The sequence below is a fragment of the Leucobacter sp. wl10 genome (assembly GCF_003569785.1).
Classification (GTDB): domain Bacteria; phylum Actinomycetota; class Actinomycetes; order Actinomycetales; family Microbacteriaceae; genus Leucobacter.
The window spans coordinates 78,557-98,182 of the sequence record NZ_KZ983990.1 but is presented as its reverse complement, the minus strand read 5'-3'; the positions used below and the strand labels follow the sequence as shown (position 1 = coordinate 98,182).

Annotated in this window: 21 protein-coding genes; 14 read left to right on the top strand and 7 right to left on the bottom strand. The window is 69.8% G+C overall.

All coding sequences use genetic code 11. The annotated features are described in order from the left end of the window. Window positions 1-30 precede the first annotated feature (30 nt). The 4 genes from D1J51_RS05475 to D1J51_RS05460 all read left to right on the top strand — a co-directional run bounded on the left by D1J51_RS05475 (window position 31) and on the right by D1J51_RS05460 (window position 5,041). Window positions 31-1,518, top strand: a complete 1,488-nt coding sequence (locus D1J51_RS05475) for an MFS transporter (RefSeq protein ID WP_119074180.1) — start codon at window positions 31-33, stop codon at window positions 1,516-1,518. Between the two features lie 298 nt (window positions 1,519-1,816). Then, the gene (locus tag D1J51_RS05470; protein WP_119074179.1) at window positions 1,817-3,166 is read left to right on the top strand and encodes a quaternary amine ABC transporter ATP-binding protein; all 1,350 of its coding nucleotides are present in this window, start codon (window positions 1,817-1,819) and stop codon (window positions 3,164-3,166) included. Next, on the top strand, window positions 3,166-4,071 hold the full coding sequence (locus D1J51_RS05465) for an ABC transporter permease (protein WP_119074178.1): 906 nt from the start codon (window positions 3,166-3,168) through the stop codon (window positions 4,069-4,071). Before D1J51_RS05470 ends, D1J51_RS05465 begins: the two co-directional genes overlap by 1 nt. Before the next feature lie 61 nt (window positions 4,072-4,132). Then, window positions 4,133-5,041 carry a glycine betaine ABC transporter substrate-binding protein gene (locus D1J51_RS05460; RefSeq protein ID WP_119074177.1) on the top strand — a complete coding sequence of 303 codons (909 nt, stop codon included), beginning with the start codon at window positions 4,133-4,135 and terminating at the stop codon, window positions 5,039-5,041. A gap of 173 nt (window positions 5,042-5,214) precedes the next feature. Here D1J51_RS05460 and D1J51_RS05455 read toward each other — a convergent pair whose 3' ends face one another. Continuing rightward, window positions 5,215-6,144 (bottom strand): LysR family transcriptional regulator, encoded by a 930-nt coding sequence (locus tag D1J51_RS05455; protein WP_119074176.1) that lies wholly within the window; start codon window positions 6,142-6,144, stop codon window positions 5,215-5,217. A 160-nt stretch (window positions 6,145-6,304) separates the two neighbouring features. Between D1J51_RS05455 and D1J51_RS05450 the strand changes: the two genes are divergently transcribed. Further along, window positions 6,305-6,742 carry a CBU_0592 family membrane protein gene (locus D1J51_RS05450; protein ID WP_119074175.1) on the top strand — a complete coding sequence of 146 codons (438 nt, stop codon included), beginning with the start codon at window positions 6,305-6,307 and terminating at the stop codon, window positions 6,740-6,742. Between the two features lie 39 nt (window positions 6,743-6,781). Here D1J51_RS05450 and D1J51_RS05445 read toward each other — a convergent pair whose 3' ends face one another. Next, the gene (locus tag D1J51_RS05445) at window positions 6,782-7,609 is read right to left on the bottom strand and encodes an IclR family transcriptional regulator (RefSeq protein WP_162903672.1); all 828 of its coding nucleotides are present in this window, start codon (window positions 7,607-7,609) and stop codon (window positions 6,782-6,784) included. A 170-nt stretch (window positions 7,610-7,779) separates the two neighbouring features. Further along, window positions 7,780-8,280 (bottom strand): NUDIX domain-containing protein, encoded by a 501-nt coding sequence (locus D1J51_RS05440; protein ID WP_119074173.1) that lies wholly within the window; start codon window positions 8,278-8,280, stop codon window positions 7,780-7,782. Window positions 8,281-8,457: 177 nt separating this feature from the next. On the opposite strand from D1J51_RS05440, the gene D1J51_RS05435 reads away from it, so the two are divergent. The 8 genes from D1J51_RS05435 (at window position 8,458) to D1J51_RS05400 (ending at window position 15,127) form a co-directional block, all read left to right on the top strand. After that, the gene (locus D1J51_RS05435) at window positions 8,458-8,817 is read left to right on the top strand and encodes a cupin domain-containing protein (RefSeq protein WP_119074172.1); all 360 of its coding nucleotides are present in this window, start codon (window positions 8,458-8,460) and stop codon (window positions 8,815-8,817) included. A gap of 185 nt (window positions 8,818-9,002) precedes the next feature. After that, a complete protein-coding gene (locus D1J51_RS05430; protein ID WP_119074171.1) occupies window positions 9,003-10,388 on the top strand; it encodes a glycine--tRNA ligase in 1,386 nt (461 codons plus the stop codon). A 13-nt stretch (window positions 10,389-10,401) separates the two neighbouring features. Next, entirely contained in the window at window positions 10,402-11,604 is a 1,203-nt protein-coding gene (locus D1J51_RS05425; protein ID WP_119074170.1) for a CPBP family intramembrane glutamic endopeptidase, read from the top strand. After that, window positions 11,597-12,979, top strand: a complete 1,383-nt coding sequence (locus tag D1J51_RS05420; RefSeq protein WP_162903671.1) for a hypothetical protein — start codon at window positions 11,597-11,599, stop codon at window positions 12,977-12,979. Before D1J51_RS05425 ends, D1J51_RS05420 begins: the two co-directional genes overlap by 8 nt. Window positions 12,980-13,079: 100 nt before the next feature. Continuing rightward, complete coding sequence (locus tag D1J51_RS18335) at window positions 13,080-13,436, top strand: YtxH domain-containing protein (RefSeq protein WP_240422949.1); 357 nt, start codon at window positions 13,080-13,082, stop codon at window positions 13,434-13,436. After that, window positions 13,433-13,891, top strand: coding sequence for a phage holin family protein (locus D1J51_RS05410; protein ID WP_119074168.1), 459 nt, complete (start codon window positions 13,433-13,435; stop codon window positions 13,889-13,891). Before D1J51_RS18335 ends, D1J51_RS05410 begins: the two co-directional genes overlap by 4 nt. Beyond that, window positions 13,888-14,148, top strand: a complete 261-nt coding sequence (locus D1J51_RS05405) for a DUF3618 domain-containing protein (RefSeq protein ID WP_119074167.1) — start codon at window positions 13,888-13,890, stop codon at window positions 14,146-14,148. Before D1J51_RS05410 ends, D1J51_RS05405 begins: the two co-directional genes overlap by 4 nt. A gap of 187 nt (window positions 14,149-14,335) precedes the next feature. Next, window positions 14,336-15,127 (top strand): uroporphyrinogen-III synthase, encoded by a 792-nt coding sequence (locus D1J51_RS05400; RefSeq protein ID WP_119074166.1) that lies wholly within the window; start codon window positions 14,336-14,338, stop codon window positions 15,125-15,127. 39 nt (window positions 15,128-15,166) lie between these two features. Here D1J51_RS05400 and D1J51_RS05395 read toward each other — a convergent pair whose 3' ends face one another. The 3 genes from D1J51_RS05395 to D1J51_RS05385 all read right to left on the bottom strand — a co-directional run bounded on the left by D1J51_RS05395 (window position 15,167) and on the right by D1J51_RS05385 (window position 17,736). Further along, complete coding sequence (locus tag D1J51_RS05395) at window positions 15,167-15,742, bottom strand: nitroreductase family protein (RefSeq protein WP_119074165.1); 576 nt, start codon at window positions 15,740-15,742, stop codon at window positions 15,167-15,169. Between the two features lie 87 nt (window positions 15,743-15,829). Beyond that, entirely contained in the window at window positions 15,830-16,747 is a 918-nt protein-coding gene (locus D1J51_RS05390; RefSeq protein WP_119074164.1) for an AEC family transporter, read from the bottom strand. A gap of 104 nt (window positions 16,748-16,851) precedes the next feature. After that, window positions 16,852-17,736, bottom strand: coding sequence for a LysR family transcriptional regulator ArgP (locus D1J51_RS05385; RefSeq protein ID WP_119074163.1), 885 nt, complete (start codon window positions 17,734-17,736; stop codon window positions 16,852-16,854). Between the two features lie 97 nt (window positions 17,737-17,833). On the opposite strand from D1J51_RS05385, the gene D1J51_RS05380 reads away from it, so the two are divergent. After that, window positions 17,834-18,448 carry a LysE/ArgO family amino acid transporter gene (locus D1J51_RS05380; protein ID WP_119074162.1) on the top strand — a complete coding sequence of 205 codons (615 nt, stop codon included), beginning with the start codon at window positions 17,834-17,836 and terminating at the stop codon, window positions 18,446-18,448. Window positions 18,449-18,471: 23 nt separating this feature from the next. On the opposite strand, the gene D1J51_RS05375 is transcribed toward D1J51_RS05380, so the two are convergent. Beyond that, complete coding sequence (locus D1J51_RS05375) at window positions 18,472-19,527, bottom strand: threonine aldolase family protein (RefSeq protein WP_119074161.1); 1,056 nt, start codon at window positions 19,525-19,527, stop codon at window positions 18,472-18,474. Between the last annotated feature and the right edge of the window lie 99 nt (window positions 19,528-19,626).

Below are 19,626 nucleotides of genomic sequence, written 5' to 3'. Positions count from 1 at the left end.
ATCCCGATTCATCGAAGAAAGAAGACGACGTTGTCTGAAACACAGTCAGTTGCCGAATCCCCCCGCAGGCTCGAAGTCGGCGACATCATCATCTCGGACAGGAAGGAGCTGAACCGGGCGCAGATCGGCGCCGGTGTCGGCAACTTCATCGAGTGGTACGACATCGGTGTCTACGGCTACCTCGCCGTCACCATGACCTCGGTGTTCACCGCGGGCTTGAGCCAGTCGATGGGCCTCGTCGTCACGCTGCTCGGCTTCGCGGTCTCGTTCATCGTGCGTCCTCTCGGCGGCATGATCCTCGGCCCGCTCGGCGACAAAGTCGGGCGCCGCAAGATGCTCTTCTTCACCATCGCCCTCATGGCCGCTGCGACGACGCTGATCGGCTGCTTGCCGACGGCAGAGCAGGTGGGGCTGTGGGTCATCATTCCGCTGTATCTGCTCAAGATGATGCAGGGCTTCTCGACGGGCGGCGAGTACTCCGGGGCGGCCACCTACATCGCCGAGTTCTCGCCCGACAAGCGCCGAGGCTTCATGACCGCTCTGCTCAATTCCGGATCGATGCTCGGGTTCGCGGGCGGCGCCGGCATGGTAGCTCTGACGACGGCGTGGTCGACCTCGGCGTGGGGCGAAACGGCGATGCAGGACGGCGCCTGGCGCATCCCGTTCCTCATCGCGCTGCCGCTCGGCCTCCTGGCGATCGCGTTCCGCAGCCGGATCCCCGAGTCGCCGGCGTTCGAACTCGCGGAGCACGTGGAAGAACATGCGGCCGGCAAGGACATCGATCCGCTGTTCGTGCGCCAGGGGCTGTCAGGCATCCTCCGTCGGCACTGGCCGGCGATCCTCGTCGGCATCGCACTGATCGCGGCCGATGGCTCGGCCTCGTACATGCTCACGAGTTACATGCCGACGTACATCGAGGTGGAGGCCGGCGTCCAAGCGTCGCAGACGGCGCTGGCTGCGGTTCTCGTTCTCGTGCTGCAGGCCATCCTCATCCCGTTCTTCGGAGCGTGGGCGGACAAGATCGGGCGCAGACCCATCTACTACATGGCCGCGATCGGCAACCTCGTCCTGCTCATCCCCGCGTTCGCGCTGGCGCAGAGCGGGACGGCATGGTCGCCCTACGTCGTGCTCTTCATGCTTTCGGTGCCCAGCGCGATGTTCCTGGCGAACACGGGTGCCGTCATGTCGGAGCTCTTCCCCACCGCGTCGCGCTACGGCTGCGTCGGTTTCACTCACAACGTCGCGATCTCGGCGTTCGGCGGTACGACCCCGCTGTTCAGCCAGATGCTGCTGAACGGCACCGGCAACGCGTTCGCGCCGGCGTTCTACGTGATGTTCTTCTCGGCGATCGCGCTCTTCGCGATCTGGAAGATGCGGGAGTCGGCGCGGCGTCCGCTGCTCGGCTCCGTTCCGGTGGTCGAGAGCCGCGAGGAGGCCGAGGCGCTGGTCGCCCGGCAGGACACCAACCCGAACATCGATACGCGCACCATGCCGCTCAGGATCGTGGTCGGGCACTAGCGACGACGGCGGTGCCCGTGCGCTGCGCGCTGCTCGTGAGCCTCGCTTGGAGGCCGGAAACAGTCGCAGAAATGATCTTGGAGTTCGTTTTATGAACGTCATCGATCAGTGACTCTGCTCGGCATTACGGCAGGGCGAGGATCAACCCAGGAGATCACTCGAGGATTGCCCAGTTCAAGATATCTTCGAGATAACGATTAGTGTTCGTTAGATGAACGACATGATCAAAATATTGTAATCTCGCCTCAGGGCCTGCTCGACGATGAGCCCTGCGACAACCGCAGCATTGGAGTCAACGATGACAGAACCAACCCCCGCCACCCTTGAGGCCGCTGCGCCGCCGGGAACGTCCCCCGAGGAGCGTCCGACCGCGATTCTCCTCGACCGTGTGTACAAGGTCTTCGGCAAACGCCAGAAGGAGGTGGTGAAGCAGCTCAAGCAGGGCAAGAACCGCGAGGACCTGCTCCACCTCGGCACCGCCGGGGTGATCGAGGCCTCGTTCGAGGTGAAGAAGGGCGAGATCTTCGTCGTCATGGGGCTGAGCGGGTCGGGCAAATCGACGCTCATCCGCATGCTCAACGGGCTGAACCCCACCACGGAGGGATCGATCAAGGTGCTCGGCGAAGAGGTGGTCGGCCGCTCGGCTCCGGAACTGCGCGAACTGCGCAGAGACAAGATGTCGATGGTGTTCCAGCACTTCGCGCTGCTCCCCCACCGCACCGTGCTCGACAACGTCGCCTACGGGCTCGAGATTCAGGGCGCGTCGGTCGCGGATCGGCTAGAGCGGGCTCGGTACTGGCTCGAGCGAGTCGGCCTGGGCGAGTGGGCCGACAGCCTGCCGAGTCAGCTCTCAGGAGGCATGAAACAGCGCGTCGGCATCGCCCGCGCGTTCGCCGCCGACACCGAGATCCTGCTCATGGACGAGGCCTTCTCGGCGCTCGACCCGCTCATCCGGCGAGAGATGCAGGAGCAGCTGGTCGAACTGCAGGGCGAGCTCGGCAAGACCATCGTCTTCATCACGCACGACCTCAACGAGGCCATGTTCCTCGGCGATCGCATCGCCGTGATGCGCGACGGCCGCATCGTGCAGGTCGGCACGCCCAACGACATCCTCACCGATCCGGCCAACGACTACGTGGCCCAGTTCGTGCAGGACGTCGACCGCGCCCGCGTGCTCACAGCCGCCGACGTGATGGAGCCCGCCCGCTCAGTGGTGTGGGCGGCCGACGGCCCTCGCGCGGCCCTGCACATCATGCGCCGGCTGCAGGTCTCCGCCTGCTATGTGACAGACGAGCGCCGCCGACTGCTCGGCATCGTGCGCGACAAGGACATGATGCGCCTCGTGCGGGACGGGGGAGCCGACCTCACGGGGAGCATGCGCCCTGCCCCCTCGGTAGTGAAACCCGAACAGCTCATCGCGCACCTTTTCGAGATGGTGATCGAGAGCAACCTGCCGATCGCCGTAACGGACGAGGAGGGCCGCCTGCTCGGTGTGGTGCCGCGCGTGACGCTGCTCGCGTCGCTCGCGAACCTTCCGCCGGCGACGAGCGCGATCCCGGTCATCGCTCCTCTCGACGAGGGGGAGTACGAAGACGAGGAGATGCCCGACTCGGGCGATGTCATTTCGAGCGATGAGGAGACCCGCTGATGGACGACTGGTACCGCATCCCGATCGGAACCTGGGGCAAGGAAGCGTTCAACTGGTTTCAGGACACCTTCCAGTGGCTGATCGACTTCTGCAGCCTGGTCGTCGAGTCGGCCGTGGCGGGTCTGGTCGGCGTGCTGCTGGCCGTCCCCTTCCCGGTGATGATCTTGCTGCTCGCCCTGCTCGGGTGGACCTTGCGCTCGTGGCAACTCGCGGCGGGAACGGTGGTCTCGCTGCTGCTCGTCGTCTCGATGGGTTTCTGGGAGAGTACGATGCAGACGCTCGGCCTTGTACTGGTCGCAACCCTCATCGCCGTGATCCTCGCCGTGCCGCTCGGCATTCTCGCTGCGAAGAACGACGCGGTCAGCGCGGCGGTGAAGCCCGTGCTGGACTTCATGCAGACCATGCCGGCGTTCGTCTACCTGATCCCCGCCGTGCTGTTCTTCGGCATCGGCTTCGTCCCGGGCATCTTCGCGACGGTGATCTTCGCGCTGCCCCCTGGGGTGCGCTTCACCGAACTCGGTATCAGAGGCGTCGACGGCGAGACCGTCGAGGCGGGATACGCGTTCGGTGCGACGCCGGGCAAGATCCTCCGCGGCATTCAGCTGCCTCTGGCCACCCCCACCATCATGGCGGGCATCAATCAGGTGATCATGCTCTCGCTCTCCATGGCCGTGCTCGCCGGTTTCGTCGGAGCCGACGGGCTCGGCAAGGATGTCGTTTCGGCGGTGTCGACCCAGCGCCTCGAACTCGGCATCGAGGCCGGCCTCTGCGTGGTGATCATCGCGGTCTACCTCGACAGGGTGACCGCAGCGCTCGGCAATCGCGCCGACTACCCGGCGTCCCTTCTCGCAAAGCTGACCAAGAAGAAGAAGGGTGGCGGGGTCCTCACGGCGACGAAGTCGTGAGCCCCGTCACTGCATCGACGCATCGCGGTACCTCCGTGAAGCACCCACGAAAGGAAGCACTATGAAGTACAGGAAGCTGACCGCTGCTCTCGCACTCGGCGCCGCGGCCGCGCTCACCCTCGGAGGATGCTCCAGCGGTGGAAGCGGCAATGGTGCTGAAGGCGCGGGTGGCGGGGGCGGTGGCGATACGATCTCCATCGGCTTCGTTCCCGGTTGGACTGATCAGGAGAGCCTTGCGTTCCTCATCAAGAATCAGCTGGAGAAGCTCGGCTACACGGTCGAAGTCGAGGAACTCGGCGACAACGGGCCCGTTTTCGCGGCAACCGCGAGCGGAGATCTCGACATCTTCGGCTCCACGTGGCCGGATGTGACGCACAAGGCCTATATGGAGGAGTTCGGCGACAACCTCGAGTCGCTCAACGTCTTCTACGACAACGCCAAGCTGACCCTGGCGGTTCCGTCGTACTCGAAGATCAACTCCATCGCCGACCTCAAGAAGAACGCCGACCTCTTCGGCAAGGAAATCATCGGAATCGAGCCCGGCGCCGGCCTGACCCGCGTGACGCAGGAAGAGGCGATGCCGGCCTACGGGCTGGACGACTGGAAGCTGACCACCTCGTCGACGGCGTCGATGCTCACCGTGCTGGGCGAGGCCATCGATAAGAAGGAGGAGATCGTCGTGACGCTCTGGCGGCCGTTCTGGGCGAACACCGCCTACGATGTCAAGGATCTCGAGGACCCCGAGGGCGCGATGGGGGAAACCGAGACGCTTCAGACCATGGCGACGAAGGGATTCTCTGAGCAGTATCCGGATGCGGCCGAGCTCATCAAGGGAATCAAGTTCAGCGACGAGTCCTATGGCGCTCTGGAGACGCTCATCACGAGTGACGACTACGAGGGCGACTACGAGGGTGCCGTCGCGAAGTGGATCGAGGAGAACCCGGACGCCTTTCCCACGCTGATCAAGTAGGCCGCGCGCCGGGATCGCGTCGGGCTCTCTGCTCGGCCCGATCCCGGCGCGACATCGCGAAGGCCGAACGCCTCGCGGTGACCGTAGCGAACGCAATCGGATCGTCATCTGGTCTGCGGCCGTACGCTGCGTTGCCTGCCGAGCTGATACCCCGGGGTTCGGGGTCGTGCGCGTCACCGCGCTGACTGGTCCTGCGCCTCGTCCACGCCGGCGGTGAAGGTCCGCATGAACTCGACTGCGGCGCTCACCGCCGGGTGGGGCTTGCGACCGAGGCGATAGCGCAGCGAGATGTGCCGCACGCCCAAGCCGGGCAGCTCGTGCGTCTCCACTCCGCTCAGCGAGTGCTCCTGCAGCGCCAGCTTCGGCATCAGGGTCACTCCCTCCCCGGCTGCCACGAGCGCCAGCGCGGTCTGGTGGTTGACGTAGCGATGCGACGCCGTGGTCGAATCGGGCAGGTTCTCTCGAATGCGGGTGACCGCGCTGAGGGCCCCGGCGCCGCCGCCGAGCTCCAGCCAGGGGAAGCGCAGGGTCTCCAGTTGCACGAGGCCCATCGCAGCCTGGGTGCCCGCCGGTGCCACCAGCACCCAGGGGTCGTCGAGCAGGGCGACCTCCCGCGTCCCGGCGCTCAGCGGCGCCGGGGTCACGGCCTCGTCGAACTCGACGGCGATCAGATCGAAGTCGGCTGAGCGCAGACCCCGCAGCAGCTCGTTCTGGTCGGCCTCGGCCACCTGGAGGTCCACCCCCGCGAGGTCGCTGCGCCACCGCGGCAGGGCGGGGGCGAGCACGCCGCTCACGAAGCTCTGGAACCCGCCGAAGCGCACCAGCCCGCTGGGCAGCTCGCTCGCCGCTCCGACGCGCAGCGCCGCCTCGTTCACTTCGCGCTCCACGTTCTCGGCGAGTTCGATCAGCTCGCGTCCCGCGGCCGTGGGGACGATGCCGCGCGGGGTCCGGTCCACCAGGGGCACTCCGACCTCCGCTTCCAGCCGCGCCAGTTGCTGCGACACCGCGGACGGGGTGAGGTTCATCGCCTCGGCGGCCGCGAGGACCCCGCCGCTGCGCGAGATCTGCAGGAGGTAGTGGAGTCGGGCGACGTTGATCCTCATATGCAGATATTCTACATCCCCGGTACCCAAAGATTCGATTGTGCTGAATGGATCCTCGCCTCAGGATGGGGATTGCATCACTCTCGCCGCCGACCGAACGATCCGGGCAGGCCGAGAGGAGGCGGCTTCACGAACGTCCCGGGCACTGAAAGGAGCAGCGTTGGAAGACCTCATCGGCACCGCTCTCGGGTGGATCGGCACCATCGGTACGTTCTCGGCGTACGTGCTCATCTGGCGCGGATGGGTGGATCCCTCGGCGAAGCGCTACTCGTTTCTCAACGCCGCGGGGGGTTTCATGGCCTCGGCCGGGGCGCTCGCCTACGGCGCGTGGCCCGCCGTCGCGTCCAACCTGGTCTGGGGTCTCATCGGGGTGCAGGGTCTCCTCGTTGCGCTGCGCCGCAGGTCGACCGCACGAGGTGCGGAAGAGCTGGCGCCCGGCCAGGCCGCACCGCAGTTGCCGTCCGTCCGCGATTGGGATCCGAACGTCACGGAAGCGGCCGCGATCAGCCTGCCCTGGTTGATGCGCCGACCAGAGGCCGACGTTTCCGACGGCTCGGCGGTAGGCCCGGCCGCCGCCGGTGCCCGTTCGGCGGCGTGAAATCACGGCGATGGCGCGTCGCCGGCCCGGTCCGGCCGATCAGATTCCGAGGACGTTGGTGCGCAGCTGATCCGCTGCAGTTCGCAGCTTCTCGATGAAGGTGTGCACGTTCGCGGCCTTCATACGTTGGTCCAGCCCCGATACGGAGAGGACGCCGATGAGCTGCCCTGTCTCATCCCGAACGGGCACCGCCACCGCGAAGAGCCCCTCCTCGAGTTCGTTGTCGAGGGTCGCGTAGTCCTTCACGCGCACGTCCGCGAGTTCGCGCAGCAGCAGATCGCGCGCCGTGATGGTGAAGGGGGTGAACGACTGCAACTGCTCCGGGAGCAGGGTGACGACCTGCTCGTCGGAGAGATCCGCAAGCAGAACCTTGCCCGTGGCGCTCGCGTGCATCGGCACGTCGCGGCCGACGTAGCCCATCGCGGTTGAGAGCATGTACGACCCCGCCGCCTCGGCGATGAGGTCGAGGCTGGCCGGGCCGGTGACGATCGAGTAGGCGGTCGCCTCGCTCAGCTCCGCGGAGAGCCGGTCGATGAAGACCTGCACGTGCGGCTGCAGGTCGCGATACGGGTCGGCGATCCGGCCGAGGCGGGCCACCTCCAGGCCGAGGCTGAACCGGCCCTCGGTCTTCACGAGCACGCCGGTGTGCGCCATGCTCAGCAGGAGCCGGAAGGCCGTCGGACGGGCGAGGCCGGTCGCTGCGGCGAGCTCGGCCGCGGTTGCCCCGCCGGGGTGCCTGCCGAGCTCCTTGAGCAGCGTCATGGCCCGCAGCACCGAACGATTCATGAGTTCGGGGACCTGCTGTTCATCGTTCTCGGGAGAACGGCTCGCCGGATCCCGGACTTGTTGCTGCTGAATGCTGACCACCTCTAGTTCGAATCCGCGATTCTCACAATGATAGCCGCCGCCCGGTTACAGGCCGATGAAATGAGCGCCGCGGCCCCCGCGAGCGCCTCGTTGGCGAGCTCGAGGCGTGCGGCGCGGAAGTTCTCTTCCAGGTGCGCCGTAGGCGTGCACCGCGCTCTGTGCGATTCGGCCTACCGGCTGCGCGTTCCATCCCCGCCGGCGAGCAGGCGGCGGAGTTGCGGCCAGGAGGCGCCGAAATCCGGGTGCAGCTCCAGGCGCTCCACGTCGCGCACGGGAACCCAGCGGGCCAGGTCGGCCTCCGGGGTCTCCAGCCGGGGCACCCAGTCCTCGTCGATGCTGCCGAGCAGCGTGACGTACGACCAGTAGCCGTAGTCGAGGGTGTGGGAGTCGCGGATGCGCACCCGGTCGGTGGGGACGCCGTGCTCCTCGCGGGCTTCGCGGAGCGCCGCCTCGATCGGGAGCTCCCCGGCCAACCGTGCGCCGCCCGGGATGCCCCAGGTGCCGCCGTGGTGGCACCAGGAGGCCCGCAGCTGCAGCAGCACCTCGGAGCGCCGGTTCTCGATGAGCAGGCCCGCGGCTCCGCAGGAGCCCCAGAACCGGCCGTGCTCTCCGTCGATCCACCGGTCGGTACTGCGGGCGGCCCCGGTCTCGTGTTCGATGACAACGCTCATGCGATCCTCGCTTCGGTTCGTGTGCGAGGTGCGGGGCGACGATGCCGCAGCACTGCGCACATGTTCATTGATTGAGCTTACCGTTCATTGTATGATCATTATCGTGGCGCCGCAAGCGTCATCTCGTCGCCGTTCGGCGAGTCTCGTCACTCCACACCCGAGAGCTGAGGAACCCCCATGACCATCGCACAGGCGCGGATCCTGCGCTCGCTCGACTCCCTCTCCCTCCCCCTGCCGGCGCTCAAACCGACGGCCGTCGACGGCGCGCCCCGGGACGCGACGGACAACGCGCTCTCGATCGACGCCGACAGCGTCGATCTCGGCTTCTGGGAGTGCTCGCCCGGCAGCTTCGCGACCGCGCGCAACGGTGTGAACGAGGTGGTGCTCATCCTCGAGGGGAGCGGGACGCTCGTCTCCGACAGCGGCGAGCGGCTCAACCACCGGACCGGCGATCTGGTGCTGATCCCGGACGGCTGGAGCGGCGTGTGGGAGATCCACGAGCACTTGAAGAAGTACTACGTCACCGTCTCCGCGTAGGGCGGCGCCAGGGCGTCACGGAAAGCGCACCACCATCGGCGAGCTCTGCTGCGCGCGTGAAGAGCGAGGCGCAGCGCCCGCCGGTAGACTGGGCTGGCATGGGCGCAGGATCCGGATCCCGAACCGGATCAGACCCGCGCCTCGTTCCCAAGATCCCCGCTTGCCCCTTGGAGTGAATACAGAACATGGCTGAGCAGTCACGCCTCGACAAGGTCATCGCCCTCGCCCGCCACCGCGGCTTCGTGTACCAGGCGGGTGAGATCTACGGCGGATCGCGCTCGGCCTGGGACTACGGCCCCCTCGGCACCGCGCTGAAGGAGAACATCAAGCGCCAGTGGTGGAAGTCGATGGTGCAGAAGCGCGACGACGTGGTGGGCATCGACTCGAGCGTGATCCTGCCCAAGCAGGTGTGGGAGGCCTCCGGCCACGTCGAGGTCTTCAGCGACCCTCTCGTCGAGTGCCTGCAGTGCCACAGGCGCTACCGCGAGGATCACCTCCTCGAGGAGTTCGAGGAGAGGAAGGGGCGCGAGCCCCAGGGCGGCCTCGCCGAGGTCGTGTGCACCAACTGCGGCACCCGCGGTCAGTGGACCGAGCCTCGCGCATTCTCCGGGCTCCTCAAGACCTACCTGGGCCCCGTCGACGACGAGGCCGGCCTGCACTACCTGCGCCCCGAAACGGCGCAGGGCATCTTCGTCAACTTCGCCAACGTGCTGCAGTCGGCGCGCATGAAGCCGCCGTTCGGCATCGGGCAGATCGGCAAGAGCTTCCGCAACGAGATCACGCCGGGCAACTTCATCTTCCGCACCCGAGAGTTCGAGCAGATGGAGATGGAGTTCTTCGTCGAGCCGGGCACCGACGAGGAGTGGCAGGAGTACTGGATGAACGAGCGCATGGCGTGGTACGTGGGCCTCGGCATCGACCCCGAGAACCTGCGCTTCTACGAGCACCCGGAGGAGAAGCTGTCGCACTACTCGAAGCGCACCGCCGACATCGAGTACCGCTTCGGCTTCGTCGGCGGCGAGTGGGGCGAGCTCGAGGGTATCGCCAACCGCACCGACTTCGACCTGTCCACGCACTCCAAGCACTCGGGCAAGGATCTCAGCTTCTTCGACCAGGCCAGGGACCAGCGCTACACCCCGTACGTGATCGAGCCCGCGGCCGGCCTCACCCGCTCGCTCATGGCGTTCCTCGTCGACGCGTACCGCGAGGAGGAGGTGACGAACGCGAAGGGCGGCACCGACACGCGCACGCTGCTCGCGCTCGACCCGCGCCTCGCGCCGGTCAAGGCGGCGGTGCTGCCGCTCAGCCGCAACGAGAGGCTCTCGCCGCTGGCCCGCGAGATCGCGCAGGAGCTGCGCGACGACTGGAACATCGACTTCGACGACTCCGGCGCGATCGGCCGTCGCTACCGCCGCCAGGACGAGATCGGCACTCCGCTCTGCGTCACGGTCGACTTCGACTCGCTCGACGACGACGCGGTGACGGTGCGCGAGCGCGACACGATGCGGCAGGATCGGGTGCCCCGGGCCGAGCTGCACGCCTATCTCGCCCGGCGTCTCCGGGGCGCGTGACCGGGAGGCCCCGATGACCGGCACCGAACCCGAACAGCCCCGTCAGGCGGCGCAGCCCGAGGACGGGGGCGGCCAGTCGCAGCCCGCCCAGCGCGGCGCCCCGCAGGAGTGGGCGTGGGCCCGCCCGCCGCGGCCGATGCGGACGGTCGAGACGGAGCCGCTGGAGTACCATCGGCTGCTGCGCGGCGTCGCGGGGTACCGGTGGTGGAAGCCGCTGCTGCTCTTGCTGCTGGCGGGGGCGTTCTTCGGCATCCTGACCGTGGCGGTGACCCTGGCCTTCGTCCCGGTGCTGATGGCCATCGACCCCGGCTACCCGATGGAGGTCGCCGCGGGCACCGCCGAGGTGCTCGACACGCAGCGCCCCGCCTCGGTGCTCGTCACCATGGTGTCGATCATCATCATGATCCCCTCGGTGATGCTCGCGATGCTGGTGATGGGGATGCGCCCCGTCGGCCGCGTCTGGTCGGTCGCGACGCGCATCCGCTGGGGCCTGCTCTGGCGGCTGTGCGGTGCCGCCGTGCTGGCGATCGTGGTCATGAACCTCGTCGGCATCGGGGCCGGGATCGCCCTCGACCCGGGGTCGCTGACCGAGCCGTCGCCGGGGGCCGACCGCGACTTCGACGTGAACGCGGCCCTGCTCTCGCTGCTGCTCGTGCTGCTGCTGGTGCCCCTGCAGTCCACGGCGGAGGAGGTCGTGTTCCGGGGCCTCTTCATGCAGGTGCTCGGCGCGTGGTTCAAGAATCCGTGGTTCGCGATCCTCATCCCGTCCGTGGGTTTCGCCTCGCTGCACATCTACGACATCTGGGGCCTGCTGGCCGTCGGGCTGCTGGGCGCCGTCTCCGCCTGGCTCACCTGGCGCACGGGCGGTCTCGAGGCGGCCATCGCGATCCACATCGTCAACAACTACATCGCCTTCGGCATCATGGCGTCGGGGATCACCGGAGAGACCGCGCAGACCTCGGGCGGGGGCAGCCCGGGCGGCGTGATCGGCCAGGTCGTGGGGCTCGCGCTGTTCGCGTGGCTCACGCTGCGCGTCTTCAAGCGCGGCGGTCACGGGCGGGAGCGCATCGATCTCATCCAGATGCCGCTGCCCGTGCCGGCGCCGGATCCGCAGCAGCCGCCGGCATCGCAGCCGCGGGCCGGCGATTCGGATCCCGCATCCCGGCCACCCGGGTCCCCGCCTCAGGACGACGGGGAGGGGCGCCCGCGTGGTTGAGGCCCGCGTGGCCGACGCCTATGTGCTGGGCGACGGCCTGCCCGCGCTTGCGGCGGCTCTCGAGCTGGCGGAGGTGGGGCTGTCGGTGCGGGTGGGGGTGCCGGACCGCGAGGACCGGCCCGACGCCTGGACCGGCCCCGACGATCGGGGAGTGCCGGACCCCGATGGGGCGCTGCGCGATTTCCTCGAGCACGTCGCCGCTCCGCTGACCGCCGGCGGACCCGCCGCCGAGGCCGCGCGGCCGGTCGCCGAGCCGCCCGCCCCCGTGCTGCTGCGCGGCCCGAGGGGCGAATGGGCGCCGCAGCCGACGCCCGCGGTGCTCGGCATCCCGGCCGTGCCCGTCTCGTCCAGCGCGGTCGCCCTGCTGGGGGGCCGCGCCGCGGCCCGCGCCTACCTCGACCGGGTCAAGCCCGTGCTCACGATCGGCAAGACGCACGCGCTGGGCGCGCTCGTGCGTGCGCGCCTCGGTAGCGTGCCGCTCGAGCGGCTCGTGGAGCCGCTGGTGCGCGAGCGGTTCGGGGTATCGGCCGACGAGGTGGAGGTGGCGATCGCCGCGCCGGGGCTGAACGAGACGCTCACCCGCACCGGCTCCCTCTCCGGTGCCGCGCTCGCCTACGCCGATCGGGTTGTTGCACGTGAAACAGGCGTCGCCCCGAGCGGGGGATGGGCCGCGCTCCGCCGCGCCCTGCTGGAGCGACTGGCCCTGTACGGCGCGGAGTTCGCCGATGCGGCCGTGCCCGCGTCCGCGCCGCGCCGCGGCGGCGAGGGTGCGGCGGGCGAGTGGCTCGTCCGGGAAGACGGCGGCGAAGTCGGTGCTCGCTCTCTCGTGATCGGGCTCGAGGGCGCTGCGGGCGGGTGCCCGTCCGACCCGGCGGGCGAGTCGGACGAGCTGAGGCCCTCGCAACTGCGGGTGCGCGGCGGCGCCCCCGTCGAGGATCCGGGGCTCCCGGTGGGCGACCGGGGTGTGATGCCGGCCGTGCAGACCGTGACGATCCCCGGCGGGGAGCGCTGGTCGCTGCGCATCGAGCGCGATGGCGCCGGATACCGGGTGGAGGCGGCCGGGCCGGCGATCCCGGCCGTCGACGCCGGCGGGTGGGGTCGGGATGAGCCCGCTTCGCGGGTGCGGGAGGCGCTGGCCGCCGCCGATCTGCGCCCGCGGTCCGGCGAGACCGCGGCGGCGGTGCGCGCTGCGCCCTATGCTTCGATCGCGCAGCGCGACGCCGCCGTCGAACGGCTCGGCCGCGCGCGCGACGAGCGCCGCGACACGCTGCCGGTGGGCACGGCCCTGCACGGCGGCGATCTCGCGACGGCGGTGGCCGACGCGCGCGCGGCGGCCGTAGTGCTGCGCCGTCGGCTTACCGGAATATCCGAATAATCGCAACGGGTCGCGTATATAACCGCAGGGGTATGCAAACCTCGACGCGGGCGGAGTAGGCTAGCGGAAGACCACGAGACGCCATCGGCGGGAGGCAATGATGAAGGGCAAGATCGCATTCGTTCTCGGCGCGGCGGTCGGGTACGTGCTGGGTACCCGGGCGGGCCGTGAGCGTTACGAGCAGATCAAGCGCGGCGCCCAGACCGTGTGGCACACCGCGCCCGTGCAGCGCGGGGTCAGCGCGATGCGCGAGGCCACGCAGACCCGCGTCGATGAGCTGAAGGCAACGGTGGTGCGCGCGGGCAAGGGCGCGTTCGCGTCCCTCCTCAACGACCGCAGCGACCCGCCCACCCGCCCGGCGGGCGCCGGCGGCGGATCCGCGAAGACCGGCGGCACCGCGGGAGCCGGGACGCGCGCGGCGGACGAGTCCGCGCCGACCGCGGGCGGTGCCGCATGAGCCGCAGGAAGGATCAGGCGGGAACGTTCGAGCTGCTGACCCGCCTGCCGCAGCAGATCGTCGCCCTCGCCAAGCTCGAGTACGAGAACGCGAAGCGCGAGATCGTCTCGAAGGCGAAGAAGGCCGGGATCGGCGCGGGGGCTATCGTCGTCGCGCTCTTCTTCCTCTTCTTCATGCTCGAGGCGCTCGTCATCGCGGCCATCGCGGCTCTCGCGCTGGTGTGGCCGTGGTGGCTCGCCGCGCTGGTCGTGGCCGCGGCGCTGCTGCTGCTCGCCGCGGCGGCGATCCTCGCCGGTGTGGCGCTCATCAAGCGCGGCAACCCGGTGCCCGAGGAGACGCTCGATCGCGTGGGCGGCGACCTCACCGCCATGAGCGAGGTGCGGGTGAACGCGGAGCCCTCCGAGCCCCGCGGAACGCAGATGCCGCGCGTCGGCGAAGAGGGGAACTGGCGATGACCTCACGAGAGAAGCAGCAGGGTGTCGCCGAGGCGGCCCGCGCCCGCGCCGAGCTGTACGACACCCTGTCCCAGCTCAAGGATCGGCTCAACTACGCGCAGCGCATCGACGACGCGGTGGGCGACGCGAAGGAGCGTATCGCCGAGCAGAAGCGGCGCAACCCCCTCGGCTTCGCCGCGGGGGTGGCCGCCGCCGCCGCGTTCGCCGGCCTCGCCGTGTGGGGCGTCGCGACCGCGGTGGCGAAGCGCCTGCAGTAGCCGGCGCACGGGCGACATCGATAGATCACATTTCGGTTGCGTTCGGGTGCGCGGTGGCGCTCGTTTTGCTTCCGGAGTGCCGCAGGGTCAGAATAGGGACCGATGGATATCCGTCAGCGGCCATACCTCGGGTCCACGAATGACTGATCGTATGGCCTTTTGTATTGGTGTCGAGTGAGTGGGGTGTATGTCGACTGAGGCGAAGCCGCTCAGTGGCCTGCGTGTCCTGGTGCCCAGGGGCGGAACCTGGGGAGACCTGGTCTCGAAGGCGCTGCGCGAGCACGGGGCCCACACGGTCATCGCTCCACTCGTGGACTTCGCGCACACGAGCGAGGAGGAGAAGCTCGTCGAGGCGCTGAAGGAGCTCGAGGCGGGCCGCTTCGACTGGATGACGGCGACCAGCTCCACGGTCGCCGACGTGCTCACGCACCACAACGCCGTGATCCCGCCCGAGACCAAGCTCGCCATCGTCGGCGAGGCGACGGCGGTGGCGTTCCGGAACGCCGGGTATCCCATCACCCGAATGCCGAGCCGGGGCAACAGCACGCACGCGCTCCTCGAGGAGTGGCCCGAGATCGACACCGGCGAGAAGCTGCGGGTGCTCACCCTGCGCTCGGACGTGGCGATCCCGGTGCTCACGCAGGGGCTGATGAGCCGCGGTCACGACGTGACGCAGGTGCTCGCGTTCCGCACGGTCGGCGTGCCCGCCTCGGTGCACATCCGCGAGGACATCCAGTCCGGGCGCATCAACGCCCTGCTCGTGGCCTCGGCCAAGATCGCGGAGCAGGTGGCCGAGCAGTTCCCCGAGCTGCCCGAATCCACCGTCGTCGCCTGCGCCGGGGTGAACACGCTCGAGACGGCGGCCGCGCTCGGCCTGCCGGCCGAAGCCGATGATCCGGCCCACCCGCTGTACGCCAAGAAGCGCGCTCTGGTCGAGACCGTCGAATCGGTCATCGACCAGAGCGACATGCTCGACTGAACTGCCCTCGGGGTGACGCGGATCGCGCCACCCCGAGGATCAATCGCGCACGAGGATGAGGTCTTCGAGCGTCAGCCGTGTGCGGGGCGCCGCCTCGCGCTCGCGCAGGGTGTCGGAGAGCTGCTCGAGGCCGCCCAGCAGGCCGATCGCGGTGATGGAGACGGGGCGCAGGCGCTCGTCCAGGTCGAAGACGGCGCGGATCGCCTCGCGGTCGAAGCCGCCCATCTGGTGAGTGTGGAAGCCCTCGGCGTGCGCCTGCACGCTGAGGTGGGCGACGGCCTGGCCGAGATCGTACTCGGCCCACGGGCGCGGTCCGCCCTCGGCGTCCTCGACCTCTGCCACGTTGACGATGAGGGCCGCGGCCAGGCCGGCCCACTCGCGGTTGAATCCGGCCAGCGCGCCCTCGATACGGGCGAAGCTCGCGCTGCCGCGACGGGCCACGATGAAGCGCCACGGCTGGGAGTTGTTGGCGCTCGGCGCCCAGCGGGCGGCCTCCAGCACCCCCCGCAGGGCGCCCTCGGGGAAGGTGTGCTCGGTGTCGAAAGAGCGCGGGCTCCAGCGCTCGGCGAGCGTGTCGAGAACGGGGGCGCTGGTCTGCGCGGTGCGTGGGGTCACGGTGCTCCTCGGTGTCGTGCGGCGGCGTGCCGGTGATGGTTCCGCACAGTCGCAACGCGGGCGCGGCGCCCGATATTCCAGCTGCGCCTATCCGAGCAGCCAGGACACGGCCGCGATGACCGGCAGGGAGGCGAAGGTCGTGAGGAACACCGTGTCGCGCACCGTGGTCTCGGCGCGACGATAGGTGGCCGCGTAGTTGTAGACGTTCTGAGCCGTGGGCAGGGCGGCGATGGTGGTCGCGACGAAGGTCTCGTGCGCGCCGAAGCCGAACACGGTGGCGAGCCCCCAGGCCACGACCGGCATGATCAGCACCTTGAGCGCCGAGGCGACGAGCACCGCGGCGCGGCCGGTGCCCGGCTGCAGCGCCCGCTGACCCCGCAGCGACATGCCGAAGCTGAGCAGCACCATCGGGATCGCCGCAGCCCCGAGCATGTCGATCGGCCCCATCACGAGTTCCGGGATCGGCACCGCCAGGAGCGCCGCGAGCAGGCCGAGCACCGACGCGATGATGATCGGGTTGGAGGCCGCGCGGCCGAGCGCGACGACCGCGCCGCGCTGGTTGCCGCGGGTCGACTCGAGGATCGCGAGGACGGCGGGCGCGAAGGCGATCAGCTGCACGAGGATGAGGGGCGCGACGTAGGCCGCGTCGCCGAGGATGTAGACCGCCACCGGCAGGCCGAGGTTGTTCGAGTTGACGTAGCCCGCACAGGTCGCCCCGAGCGTGGTGCCCGCGAGGTCGCGTCGGAACCACAGCCGCGAGGCGATGACGAAGGCCGCCGCTACGATGATCGCGGCCGCGCTCGTGACCAGGATGACGGGGGAGAGGATCACCCCCGGATCGCTCTTCCGCAGCACCGAGAACAGCAGCGCGGGTGTGGCCACGAAGAACGCGACGCTGTTGAGCACCCGGCGCTGCTCGCCCTCGACCACGCGGAAGAGCGCTGCCAGATAACCCGCGGCGATGATGCCGAGGATCAGGGCGAAGCCCTGCAGCACCCCCAGCATCAGCGCGCGTCCACGAGCGGCAGGGCGGTGGCGTGCGGCATGGATCCTCCTCGGCGTGACTCCAACCAGCGTAGCGCCGGTGCTCGGCGCAGCCGGTCCTCGCGTCAGCCGAGCGCGGCCGCGGCCTCCTCGGCGATCACCGACGAGAGGGCGTCGAGTACCGGCGAGCGCAGCCTCCAGCGCTGCCAGTAGAGCGGCAGATCGATGGCGGATCCGGGGGCGAGCTCGACGAGACGCCCGTCCGCGAGCGCCTCGGCGCACTGCAGCGCAGGCAGCATGCCCCACCCCATGCCCAGCTCGACCGCCAGTGCGAACTCGGCCGATGACGGCACGTAGTGCCGGGGCGGCGAGACGTCCGCGCGGGTCACGCGGCGCAGGAAGCGCTGCTGGAAGACGTCCTGCCGGTCGAACTCGACCATGGGGGCGGTGCGCACCGTCTCGGCGCTCAGCCCGCCGGCGAAGTGGAGCGCGGCGAACCGCGGGCTGGCCACCGCTCGGTAGCGGTCGACGCCCAGGCGCGCCGCGGTGCAGCCCGGCACCGGCTCGCGCGTCGCCGTGACGGCCGCCATCGCGGCGCCGCGGCGCAGGTGATCCGTCGAGAGGGTCTCGTCGGCGCGGATCACCTCGAACCGCGCGCCGGTCTCGCGCGCGGCCCGGGCGATCGCCGGAACGAACCAGGTGGCGAGCGAGTCGGCGTTGACGACGATCGGGATCAGCGATCCGCCCGCCGGCTCCTGCCCCAGTTCGGCCGCCACGTCGCCGGCGATGCGTTCCACCTGCCGAGCGGCCCGCAGCACCGCCGTGCCCGCCTCCGTCACCTCGATCGGGCGGCTGCGGCGCAGCAGCACCGCCCCGACGCGCTGCTCCATGGCGCGCACGCGCTGGCTCACCGCCGAGGGCGTGATGTGCAGTCGCCTGGCTGCCCCCTCGAAGCTGCGCTCCTCGACGATCGCGGCGAAGGTGGACAGGTGCTCGACCGGCAGATCCATGCGGCCCCCTCTCGATGAAGCATTGCTCATGTTACTTCAGAATCTGTAGGCATTCTGAAGTGGATGCGCGAGCTGCGCGGCCCGTAACGTCGTCTGCGTGATCCTTCCTCTCCTCATCGGCGCCGGCAGCGGGCTCTCCCTCATCGTCGCCATCGGCGCGCAGAACGCCTTCGTGCTGCGCCAGGGGATCCGCCGCGAGCACGTGCTCCCCGTGGTGCTCATCTGCGGGCTCACGGACGCGCTGCTCGAGCTGCTCGGGGTGGCCGGCATCGGCTTCGTGGTGCAGCGCGCGCCGATTCTGCTCGAGATCGTGCGCTGGGGCGGCGTCGCGTTCCTGCTCTGGTACGCGTGGAGCGCGGCGCGGCGGGCGATGGAGCCCCGAGCGCTGGCGGCGGCCGGGGGAGCGGAGGGATCGCGGAGGCGCACGATCCTGGCCTGCCTCGCCATCACCTATCTCAACCCGCACGTCTACCTCGACACGATGCTGCTCATGGGCTCGATCGGCAACGCCCAGGGCGACCCGGAGCGCTGGTGGTTCGTGGCGGGCGGGGCGATCGCGAGCGTCGCGTGGTTCTTCGCGCTCGGGTACGGGGCGCGGGCGCTGACGCGCTTCTTCGCCGCGCCGCGCTCCTGGCAGGTGCTCGACTGGGTCGTGGCCGTCGTGATGCTCGTGATCGCCGCGCGTCTCGCGTTCGGCGGGATCGGGGTGTGAGAGGCGCCGGGGCGAGGTCCGGATCAGCCCGCGATCGCGGCGAGCAGCGCGTCGACGTCGTCGGGCGTCGTGTCGAACGCGCACATGAGGCGCACCAGCGAGTCGTCGCCCGGCCAGTCGTAGAAGCGGAAGCGCTCGTGGGCCCGTGCCCTGGCGTCGGCCGGAAGGGCGGCGAAGACGACGTTCGACTGGGTGGGGTGGGGCAGCCCGATGCGCGCGCCGCGCGCCGCGAGCGTCTCGAGGCCCGCGCGCAGCCGCGACGCCATCTCGTTGGCGCGGCCCGCCGAGCGCAGCCAGAGATCGCCCTCGTAGAGCGCGATCAGCTGAGCCGAGACGAAGCGCATCTTCGAGCCGAGCTGCATATCGAGTTTGCGGAGATACGGGAGCCCCGACGCGGCGTCCGGATTGAGCACGACCACGGCCTCGGCCCCGAGCAGGCCGTTCTTGGTGCCGCCGAGGCTGAGCAGGTCGACGCCCGCCTCGCTCGTGATCTCGGCGAGCGAGCACCCGAGGTGGGCGGCGGCGTTGCCGAGCCGCGAGCCGTCCACGTGCAGCACCATGCCGCGCTCGTGGGCGTGATCGGCGAGCGCCCGCACCTCCGCCGCCGTGTAACAGGTGCCGAGCTCGGTGCTCTGCGAGATGGAGACGGCGAGGGGCTGGGCGCGGTGCTCGTCGCCCCACCCCCACGCCTCGCGGTCGACGAGCTCCGGGGTGAGCTTGCCGTGCTCGGCGGGCACGGGGAGCAGCTTGAGCCCCGCGGTCTTCTCGGGCGCCCCGCCCTCGTCGACGTTGACGTGGGCGCTGCGCGCGCAGACGACGGCGCCCCAGCGGGGCAGTGAGGCCTGCAGCGAGAGCACGTTGGCCCCGGTGCCGTTGAACACCGGGAAGGCTTCCGCCCGCTCCCCGAAGAGGGTGCGCACGACCTCGGCGAAGCGCGCGGTCCAGGGGTCGGCGCCGTAGGCCGGTGCGTGGCCCACGTTCGCCGCCGCGACCGCGGCGAGCACCTCGGGGTGGGCTCCCGCGTAGTTGTCGGAGGCGAACGAGCGAGACGCGGCGCGCGGGGTATCGATGCTCACCAGCCCAGCCTACGCCCGCCCGGCGCGGTGCTCGGCGCGCCTCGGCGACCGCACGCCATCCACCGGCCGGTGGACGGGCGGATCGTCCACCCGGTCGCTGCC

Bases quoted from the DNA above. Each gene is read 5' to 3' on its own strand.
- D1J51_RS05400 (WP_119074166.1), top strand. From the start codon at position 14,336: ATGTCGACTGAGGCGAAGCCGCTCAGTGGCCTGCGTGTCCTGGTGCCC.
- D1J51_RS05405 (WP_119074167.1), top strand. From the start codon at position 13,888: ATGACCTCACGAGAGAAGCAGCAGGGTGTCGCCGAGGCGGCCCGCGCC.
- D1J51_RS05455 (WP_119074176.1), bottom strand. From the start codon at position 6,144: ATGAGGATCAACGTCGCCCGACTCCACTACCTCCTGCAGATCTCGCGC.
- D1J51_RS05430 (WP_119074171.1), top strand. From the start codon at position 9,003: ATGGCTGAGCAGTCACGCCTCGACAAGGTCATCGCCCTCGCCCGCCAC.
- D1J51_RS05425 (WP_119074170.1), top strand. From the start codon at position 10,402: ATGACCGGCACCGAACCCGAACAGCCCCGTCAGGCGGCGCAGCCCGAG.
- D1J51_RS05470 (WP_119074179.1), top strand. From the start codon at position 1,817: ATGACAGAACCAACCCCCGCCACCCTTGAGGCCGCTGCGCCGCCGGGA.
- D1J51_RS05435 (WP_119074172.1), top strand. From the start codon at position 8,458: ATGACCATCGCACAGGCGCGGATCCTGCGCTCGCTCGACTCCCTCTCC.
- D1J51_RS05465 (WP_119074178.1), top strand. From the start codon at position 3,166: ATGGACGACTGGTACCGCATCCCGATCGGAACCTGGGGCAAGGAAGCG.
- D1J51_RS05460 (WP_119074177.1), top strand. From the start codon at position 4,133: ATGAAGTACAGGAAGCTGACCGCTGCTCTCGCACTCGGCGCCGCGGCC.
- D1J51_RS05410 (WP_119074168.1), top strand. From the start codon at position 13,433: ATGAGCCGCAGGAAGGATCAGGCGGGAACGTTCGAGCTGCTGACCCGC.
- D1J51_RS05440 (WP_119074173.1), bottom strand. From the start codon at position 8,280: ATGAGCGTTGTCATCGAACACGAGACCGGGGCCGCCCGCAGTACCGAC.
- D1J51_RS05385 (WP_119074163.1), bottom strand. From the start codon at position 17,736: ATGGATCTGCCGGTCGAGCACCTGTCCACCTTCGCCGCGATCGTCGAG.
- D1J51_RS05390 (WP_119074164.1), bottom strand. From the start codon at position 16,747: ATGCTGGGGGTGCTGCAGGGCTTCGCCCTGATCCTCGGCATCATCGCC.
- D1J51_RS18335 (WP_240422949.1), top strand. From the start codon at position 13,080: ATGAAGGGCAAGATCGCATTCGTTCTCGGCGCGGCGGTCGGGTACGTG.